The organism is Gordonia sp. NPDC003429, assembly GCF_053588575.1.
In genome coordinates this window covers 1-8,575 of record NZ_JBSFQF010000037.1, presented here as the reverse complement: position 1 = coordinate 8,575, position 8,575 = coordinate 1, and the positions used below count along the sequence as shown (strand labels likewise).

The following is an 8,575-nucleotide window of genomic DNA, read 5'->3' as shown; positions in this document are numbered from 1 at the left end:
GGACCCGCCCACATCACGCAGGCTCACACCGCAAATCCGACCTACATCTTGGGGTCAGTAGAACCTGTTTCACGCACCGCCAATCCGGAAGAGCCGGCAAAAAAGTCAGCATGGATTAGGTTCACCCATCTTTACTACGGATAGGTTGGGCTCACCCTCACTGATCGGCGTACCTGGGGTGGGATCTTGTGCGACGACGATCCAGTCGCGGTCCAATATCTGATGGCGGCCCTCGCCGGTGGCATCGGTGCTCCGTGAGAAGAAGACGCCCGCCTCCTGAATTCTATCCTGGGCCGCTTGAAGATTCATGCACACGACGTCAGGCATGACAGCGGTAGACCCTTGTGTGGCGGGTGTGGTTTCGGCGGGCATTGTGCCACCAGAGCCCTCTGGCGGCGGAGCAACAGCGCTTGGAATAGCCGGTGCAGCGGGGACTGTGGTAACCGACGTTACAGTCGTGGTCGCATCGGGTCGAGATGCTGTAGCTCCGCATCCCGAGAATAGAAGCACGAGACCACTAGTATTGGAAAAGTATTTCTTGAACGCGTTAGCCACATAATCACTCCTAGAATCAATTCTGCTTATCTTGAATCGTAGCCTCACGCCCGGGATTCGAAGTAGGAAGGATGGACTAAGCACCTCTTGCCGGTGTTTGTAATGCCGCCACGGAACATACAATGAACGCGAACTAGTTCGTGGCGGCGGTCAATTCACGCAGACGGTAGGAATTTGCGGCCTGGTCGTGTTCGCGGAGGCATCGCGCGCCTGGACGAGACTTCGGCGCGAGCACCGCGATACTCGCCGAGGTTGTGGTCAGGCGAGTGGCCGTAGGTGCGCGACGACGTCGCCCCAGGTTTCGAAACCGGGCTTGCCGAAGTGGATGTGGGTGCCGTTGAAGTCCTTGACGCCGCGGGCATCACGGTCGTCGACGATGAAGTCGCCGTTGTTCAGGTTCTTGTGATGCGAGAGGATCAGCCGCTTGTAGGCGGGTGAGTCGGGAGTGGCACCGAGGTGCTTCTTGACCCACAGCAGCTTGTCGGACCAGGCCGACGGGTTGTCCCACGGCGCGGTGGACAGGATGTAGGTGTCGAAGAGCTGCGAGAGTTCCAGGAAAGCGTCGACGGCGCCGTCGAGGGGACTCATCAGCGCGAAGATTCCGGGAGCGTCGTCGTAATGCCCTTGGTAGGTCTCGCGGTCGGTGGCGCTGAGCGCGTCGATGCCGGACTGGAAATCGACGAGGGTGTTGTCCATGTCGATGTAGAGGATCTCCTTGAGGGGCGTCACAAATCACCTTCCAACTGATGCAGGTAGGCCTCGGGGTCCAGGTTGTAGGCGGCATTCTCCCGCTCGCAGCGCGCCAGCAGTGCGTTGCGTTTGGCCTGTTCGATGGCGCGGCGTCTTGTGTTCGCCTTGGCGATCTGCGAGAGGACGAAAAGGGCGAGAGCGATCGCGGCGATAATTACGAAGAAGACCCAGAACTCGATGACGATGCCGATGAGGATCAGCACGATGAAGATGGCGAAGCCGCCACCTTTTCCGCCACCACCACCTGATCGAGCCATAACTGAATTGTGGCATCGGGGTACGACAGGGTGACAGTGTCGAAGGGCTCGTGCATGGGGTGCGCGCACGAACGATGCGAAAATGATCGGCCACTTGTTTGTCGTGCACGGCCGGGTTGAACGGGTCCGCTACGACGCTGTTGTCGTTCCCACGGATTAGTGGTTCCACGTCGAGCCACATTGGTGGTCGCTTTTCGGAGGCAACCGGCCCGTCAAGCCCGACGATTGGGGGAGCGGGTTCACCAGATCGGCTGAGACCCAGAGCGTCTGGTTCATCAGTGTCTTCGATGGCGAGCCCGTCACCGGTGAAGTCCTCACCGGGCGAGTCCGAAGCCTGCTCGACGACGTTGTGGCGATTTCCATCGCAGCAACCGCAGGAAAGCATGGCTGCGAGCTGTCCAAGATGAGCGCACTGATGGGTATAATCCGGAAGTCATCCGCCACGGCCCGACAGACGCGTCATTGAGACAAGGCTCCAACCCGGGCGGGAAGTCCTTTGTGTCTTCCTGGAGCCGCAGTGTCGCTGTATCGGGGTTCGGTGTCTGGTGTGCGCAGCCAGATCACCGCCGACAAGCTCGTACCCGCTTTGACTGACCAGTTCTTCTACGAGTTCGGGTACCACCCGTCGAAGGCCGAAGTGCGCTCATGGGACCGCAGCATCGGCGTACTTGTCAGTGACCTCGAGGACGCTGGCCTCGGTGAATCCGAGATGCTCATCGAGTACCGTCTGCCGCTGACCAGTAAACGTGCTGATGTATTGATCTGTGGCCGACACCCTAAGACTGGTGAACCGTCGTACGTGGTGGTGGAACTGAAGCAGTGGACCAAGGCATCGGTGGTCGACGGCATCGACGACGTGGTCCTCCTCGATGGCGTTGGTGAGCGGCTTCATCCGGTCGATCAGGTTGAAAGATACTGCACCCACCTCGCCGACTTCATGGCCAGCCTCGGCGGGAGCACCGAGCAGTTGGCCGGAGTCGCCTATCTCCACAACGCGACTGACGCCGACGTGAGCACATTGTGGACCCGGCCGCAGTCGAAGACTGGGCGCATGTTCACCGCACAGCGTCGGGGCGAATTCGTGGACTTCCTTCGAACACGATTGAGCCCGCAGTCCGGCGCGAGCGCCGCCGATCAGCTGCTGGCTTCGGCAGTCCGTCCTAGCAAGCAGCTGATGACGCTTGCAGCGGAGGAAGTGCAGCGGCGCGAACAGTTCGTCCTGCTCGACGAACAGCAGGTCGCCTACTCGGAAGTGTTGCGTGCCGTTCAAGACGCCGCAAGATCCAACACGAAACGGGTGGTGGTCATCGTCGGTGGACCAGGGTCGGGCAAGTCGGTGATCGCACTCAGCGTGCTCGGCGAGCTCTACCGGCAGGGACGAACTGCGGTGCACGCCACGGGTTCGTCGGCCTTCACGAAGACCCTCCGCAAAGTTGCGGGTGCGCGATCGCCGCGTGTGCAGAAACTCTTCACCTACTACAACAACTTCATCAACTCGGAGCCGAATGACCTTGAGGTTCTGATTTGCGACGAGGCACACCGCATCCGCGAGACGTCAACTAATCGATTCACGCGTGCCATCAATCGGACCGGAAAGCCTCAGGTCGAGGAGCTGATCGAAGCGGCGCGCACTCCGGTGTTCCTGCTGGACGAGGATCAGGTGGTCAAGCCGAGTGAGCGTGGGAGCATCGCGGAGATCCGACGAGCCGCCGACAAACTTGGTTGTGAGTTCAAATTGATCAGTCTCGACGGCCAATTCCGTTGCGGCGGAAGCAGTGCGTATGACCATTGGGTACGGCGTCTACTCGGCCTCGAGCAAGGAGGGCCGATTGAGTGGGAGGGCGACGAGGCGTTCGACGTCAGGGTCGATGACGCCCCGTCGGTCGTGGAGGACAAGCTCGAGCAGATGCTCGACGAAGGCTACTCGGCCCGCATCGTCGCAGGGTATTGCTGGCGGTGGAGCACGCCTGAGAAGGACGAGCCACTCGCCACCGACATCGTGATCGGCGACTGGAAACGTCCGTGGAACAATCCAAAGTCGACACGTCACGGTGAAGCACCCGGCCGCGAGTTGTGGGCAACAGATCCTGCAGGTTTCCACCAGATTGGTTGCGTATACACGGCGCAAGGATTCGAGTACGACTACGGTGCAGTTATTTTCGGACCTGATTTGGTGTGGCGCACCGATCACTGGGTTGCCCGTCCCGAATTCAACTTCGACAATCAGGTGAAGAATGCAGACCACGCGGCGTTCGACCGAGCGATTCGCAACACCTACAAGGTTCTGCTCACACGTGGCATGCGCGGAATGCGGATCTACTCAACAGATCCGGAGACGCAGGGCCTCTTCCGAAATCTGGTTGGACGTGGAAGCTGACTAGCGTGAATGTGGGCAGCAAACCCGACAAATTGCTGATTGATAACGACCCAAGTACCCTAAGTCAGGAGCCATCAAACGGGCTTGTTGTTTGAGAGTCACGCTTGTGTCTGCCGTGGGGGTTCATCCGCCGCATCGCGGATCGTGCTCCGATACGTGATGCGTTTTCATGGGCGTAGGACCACGCGCGTCCTGCGACAATACTTCCACCGGCTATCGAGTCAGGACTGGTGTCCGTGCATCGGGGACCGACTGGCAGCACGTTCCAGTTGTCCGGGGTCGCTGGCTCGGTGTGCAACCACTGCTGGTAGCCCGCGAAGTCGTCTTGCTTGAAATCAGTCTCTATCTCGGGAGGGGCACCGGCAGTCGCCAGGTTCAGGACACGTGCCAGATCGTTGATGTCGTCGGCGGTCCTGGGTGACTGTGCATCTGCATTGTCACCCGCCGTCACCAGATCAATCAGGGCCAGCGCGAGTGAGCGGCAGCGGACGATTGGGCGATGCAGGTAGCTGTTGGGGAGGTCCTGGAAGACGAATGCCATCTCGACGGGCGAGTAGTCGGCCCCGTTCCGGAACAGTTCCGCACCCCACCATAGACGTGCGAACGCCTGCTTGTGGATCGGACCGCGGAATCGGTTCTCGGGGATGTCGGTCCTTCCCGACCAGCGCCATTCCACGTACTCGAGGAACCGTACGCCAAGCCATGCCCATAGATCCGGGTCTGCGGCCTCGGTGCGGCCAAGCCGCAAGGCGTAGTGGAGTCTCGGTGCCAGCCATCGGTCGCTGGCCGATCGATCAGGCCACGTGGATTGGCGTTTGATGAACTGGTCTATCAGCGCCGCAAGGCAGTCCAGAGGTACTCTCTGGCCGTCGCATGCCCGCGTGACCGGTTCGGAGTGCAATTCCCAGTCGAAGTCGAGGAACATGCGGCGTCGCTCGGAAGATCCGAGTTGTTCGGTGAGTCGCCAAAGGACCTCAGGCATATCGCACCTCGGATGTCGCAGTGGATGTCGCCGCCGATGCATCCGTGAGGGTGTCGATGGCAGCGTCGATGTCGGCCCAGAGGTCGGCAAAGTCGGCGCGGTTGGTGCTTCGCGCGAGTGCCGTATACAGGTCGTCGACCGACGTGAATCGAGGAATCGCTCCGGCAACGGATTCGCATGTGGCTTTCAGCAGCGGGTCCGTCGGTCCGACCGGTTCCTCATCGTCCTCGGCGACCACTTGCGCCGCCGCAACCCGAAAGAGGGTCGAGGCCACATATCGGGCGATCTCCGAACCCAACAGATCCCGGAGTCGCCGACGTTCCATCTTGGGCTTCTCGGCCATCAAGATCGCCTGCAACCCAGGAATGCCGGAGTTCAGATAGAGGACCGGTGTGTCGAGCGCGACATCCAATGCGGCATTGGCTCGTGGGTTCTTTCGGGCGACTGCCGGCGCCTCTGCGCAGTCGAAATCGACCCACACCTGACTGATAGGGGGCTGCCCGGACTTCCTCGGTGCGTCGAACTTTCGGACCACAATCGTCCACGGAATTGCTCGTCCGATGACGCGGGTACGGCCGCCGATCTCGGCCACGATCTCCACCGACAGCGTTGCGGTACCGTCTAGAACGTCTCGCGCGAGTGCGATATTGCCGGTGAAACGCGTTTTGATATCAGAGCTGTCGCTTACCAGCCGAAAAGGGATACGCGTGTTTGTGCCCCGGCACGCTACAAGCGCGTATCCGTTGAGCTCGCCGATTCCAGTCGGTTTAGACTCGCTGGTCCAGACCGCCAGATCCATTGTAATGCCGCGCCATCCGGTGTCCTCGAGATGTAGGCGATACTGCGTCTCATCAGGTTCGACGACGACATCAGACTCCGTGATCGCGTTGGACAGCTGCGATTGCCACTGTCCCTTATAGGACGGCCAGGCGACGACGGGACTCACTCCGACTTCACCTCCAGTTCGGCGCTGAGATCTCGCACGTGTACATCCACGGTTGCCTCATCGGCTGGTACGGGTAAGGCATCCGTTGAGATGCCCTCGATCGTTGCGGTGACGAATCGCCCACGCTCTTTGCCGGGAATCACAGCGACGTCGCCATCGATCCTGGCGTCTGACGATGTGAGTGAAGACCAAGCTACCTCGGTTGCCCGCTCATCGAGACCGATGAACATAAGTGCAGAAAATACCCGCCAACCTTCCGGTCGATTGCGAGCCTTGATCTGGAAGGACACGTGCCACCGCGCATTCAAGATTTCCCAGGACTTGATCTCGACAACGGGTTTCGCGGTTCTTCCCGTCCCTGTTGCGCCCTTACCTTGCTGCCCGGACAGAAAACGGAGATGCTTGAACACAGACTCTGGTGGTTTGCCATCTGTCGGCGGGGGTGCCCCGAAGATGTCGTAGAGAGCACCATTGACCTGTTCCTCTATTCGGCGCAGATTCGGTATCCAGGGGGGCACGTAGTGTGCATTCAGGCTGGACTGCGAGGTCCGGCTCCGGCCACCGCGGGGGATCCACCGGTCGTGGGCAGGCGGCTCCGCGAATCGCAAGAAGTCATCGGCAAGTCGGTCCTGCTGGTCATGATCGTCGGGGCGAATTGCACCCCCAACCAGGAGGAATGCGTGATACGTCTGGTTTTCGAAGACCTTGTCGGTCGTCTCGACTACCATTTCCGGCTTCCGGAATAGGCAGACTTTATTCTCGAGAGTATCCTTCTGCTCATCCGAGATGGTCACAACGAGCCGTGCATTGTGTGTGAACTTGGCGTGTCGTGGCTCCGACTTGCGGGCAGGAATATCGATCGGAATATCGCGCGCTATGACTGAATACGGTTCGGACAGTTCCTTGTCAAGTTCGCCCGCGTCGAAGCGGTGAAGAGCGCGGACAAGTTCGGTGTAGTCATCTTCAGGGTCAATCTCTACTTCCGAGACGCGAGCGCCGTTCTCGCAAACGCTGATGGATACTTCCATACGCTTTCGTGCCAGCAATGGCCAGAAACTCTCTTCGACACCCTCCCGAAGGTCTTTCGCCATCGCTTTGACCCCCTCGATCCCTCGCAGACCCTTCTCCGGGTCATCGGGGTCCTGGAATCCGACCAGTAGGGCCGAGGTCCCGGGTCTGGGATCTGGGCGGTCGAGGTACAAACTGCGTGCCTGATCGTTGGATGCCCAAGTGGATTCGACGTTGCCACCCTTGCCGTTGACGCCGAAGTAGCCGCGACCCTGATATGAGTGCCCGCGGCGTCGGTGCGCAACCCCTTGGTTGACACCAAAGAGCCGATTTCGCGTGTGTCCTTCCAAAGCATCAGTCTGCGCGAGAACCGAATTGAAGAGGACTGTTTGAATACTCGAGAAGCGCCAATAGACGGCTTTGCCAAGGCCGAAGCTCCCGCCGGCGGCCTCGTCTTTACCGCTGAACAGATCGAGACGGCACAGTTTGATGAAGTTGCCGAACTCTTCGGTACCGATGTCCGCGAACTCCGGACCTGTCAGTCCGCGGCACCCGTAATCGGAGATGGACAGTAAGAGGATCGACTTGGACGCGCCCAGGGTCTCGAGCCCGGTGCGGATATTGCCGGCGGCGACTGCCCCAGCTGCTTCATCCGACATCGCCCGCAGGTGAGGCTCGAGCTGATCGTGCCATATCAGCGTGTCGAGGAAGTCGTCCCGATGCGTGCCACTCAGCAGATGGAAAGTAAAATGAAGGGAGGGCGTGGAGTCGACGCGTGCGTCGCTCGAGTTCTGGGTGCTTTCCCGCGCAAGCGAACTGAGTCCTGCGTTGACGGTCCACTGGTTGGCATTTCCGTAGTTCCCGTAGGTTGCACTTTGCGGGTCCCATTTCCAGACCAGCGTCATCAGCTCTCGCTCTCGTCGTGCCAGAAGTCCGAAATATGTACTTTACCGGATACCTCCTAGAGCAGCTAGCGCGTTTGGGCGATAACACCATCCATCGGGAATTCGTGTGGGCTTCTCCGAACGGGGCTCGGCCGGGCCCAATCCCGAAGGATGACAGTTCCGCTCGCTTGAGTCTGGCATTGCCGCAGGGGTCGGCCGGGCGCAGATGCGCGCGAGTTGGAGGCAACCAAGCGATAAACGTGTGGCCGATGTCAGGTCGAGCGGCGTGTCGTGTGGAGTGTCTTCGTGTAGGCGCATTCAATCGATCGTTGGAGCCTGCGCGTATCAGACCAGGTGGAAAGAGGAGCCGAGACTCATGGTGATGGAACCCGGGGTAGTGCCGATTGAAACTGTTCGACGAATTCACATACCTCCGAATCCGGGAATTTTCCGCGCCCTTGGTCTGAATCAAAGCTTCGAGGCCGCAATCGCAGATCTGGTTGACAACAGTCTGGATGCCGACGCCAAACGGGTTCTCATTCGATTCGTTCTCCACTCGGGCCGCCTGAGCCAACTGCTGATCATCGATGATGGCAAGGGGATGGACGAAAAATTGATTGATGCGGCGATGCAGCTAGGACATCCCAAGGACGCGGCGGAGGCCAGTTATGGCCGTTACGGGATGGGTCTCAAGGCAGCATCCTTCGGCCAGGCCGACACGGAGGAATGATCAAGACCTGTGGATCAGGGAGGGCGTGCCTTCCCGTAAATATGATCCTGGTAGTCACTTGATCAAGTCAGCGTTGCAGCGCTGGC

General features: G+C 59.8%; 8 protein-coding genes. 2 read left to right on the top strand and 6 right to left on the bottom strand.

The genetic code is table 11. The features are described 5' to 3' along the window. Positions 1-105: 105 nt before the first annotated feature. The 3 genes from ACWDSI_RS20235 to ACWDSI_RS20225 form a co-directional block, all read right to left on the bottom strand. Positions 106-327, bottom strand: coding sequence for a PASTA domain-containing protein (locus tag ACWDSI_RS20235; RefSeq protein WP_449757653.1), 222 nt, complete (start codon positions 325-327; stop codon positions 106-108). A 486-nt stretch (positions 328-813) separates the two neighbouring features. After that, positions 814-1,284: a 5' nucleotidase, NT5C type gene (locus ACWDSI_RS20230; protein ID WP_449757651.1), complete on the bottom strand. Its 471-nt coding sequence runs from the start codon at positions 1,282-1,284 to the stop codon at positions 814-816. After that, positions 1,281-1,562, bottom strand: coding sequence for a hypothetical protein (locus ACWDSI_RS20225; protein ID WP_449757650.1), 282 nt, complete (start codon positions 1,560-1,562; stop codon positions 1,281-1,283). Before ACWDSI_RS20225 ends, ACWDSI_RS20230 begins: the two co-directional genes overlap by 4 nt. Positions 1,563-2,100: 538 nt before the next feature. Between ACWDSI_RS20225 and ACWDSI_RS20220 the strand changes: the two genes are divergently transcribed. Then, complete coding sequence (locus tag ACWDSI_RS20220; RefSeq protein WP_449757652.1) at positions 2,101-3,939, top strand: DNA/RNA helicase domain-containing protein; 1,839 nt, start codon at positions 2,101-2,103, stop codon at positions 3,937-3,939. 64 nt (positions 3,940-4,003) lie between these two features. Here the strand turns inward: ACWDSI_RS20220 and ACWDSI_RS20215 are convergent, their stop codons facing one another. The 3 genes from ACWDSI_RS20215 to ACWDSI_RS20205 are packed head-to-tail and all read right to left on the bottom strand — an operon-like array spanning position 4,004 to position 7,780. Continuing rightward, positions 4,004-4,921, bottom strand: a complete 918-nt coding sequence (locus ACWDSI_RS20215) for a DUF6339 family protein (RefSeq protein ID WP_449757649.1) — start codon at positions 4,919-4,921, stop codon at positions 4,004-4,006. Continuing rightward, positions 4,914-5,867, bottom strand: a complete 954-nt coding sequence (locus ACWDSI_RS20210; protein ID WP_449757648.1) for a hypothetical protein — start codon at positions 5,865-5,867, stop codon at positions 4,914-4,916. Before ACWDSI_RS20210 ends, ACWDSI_RS20215 begins: the two co-directional genes overlap by 8 nt. Continuing rightward, positions 5,864-7,780: a hypothetical protein gene (locus tag ACWDSI_RS20205; RefSeq protein ID WP_449757647.1), complete on the bottom strand. Its 1,917-nt coding sequence runs from the start codon at positions 7,778-7,780 to the stop codon at positions 5,864-5,866. The genes ACWDSI_RS20210 and ACWDSI_RS20205 overlap by 4 nt, the downstream gene beginning before the upstream one ends. A 355-nt stretch (positions 7,781-8,135) precedes the next feature. On the opposite strand from ACWDSI_RS20205, the gene ACWDSI_RS20200 reads away from it, so the two are divergent. Beyond that, positions 8,136-8,489: an ATP-binding protein gene (locus ACWDSI_RS20200; RefSeq protein WP_449757646.1), complete on the top strand. Its 354-nt coding sequence runs from the start codon at positions 8,136-8,138 to the stop codon at positions 8,487-8,489. Positions 8,490-8,575 lie beyond the last annotated feature (86 nt).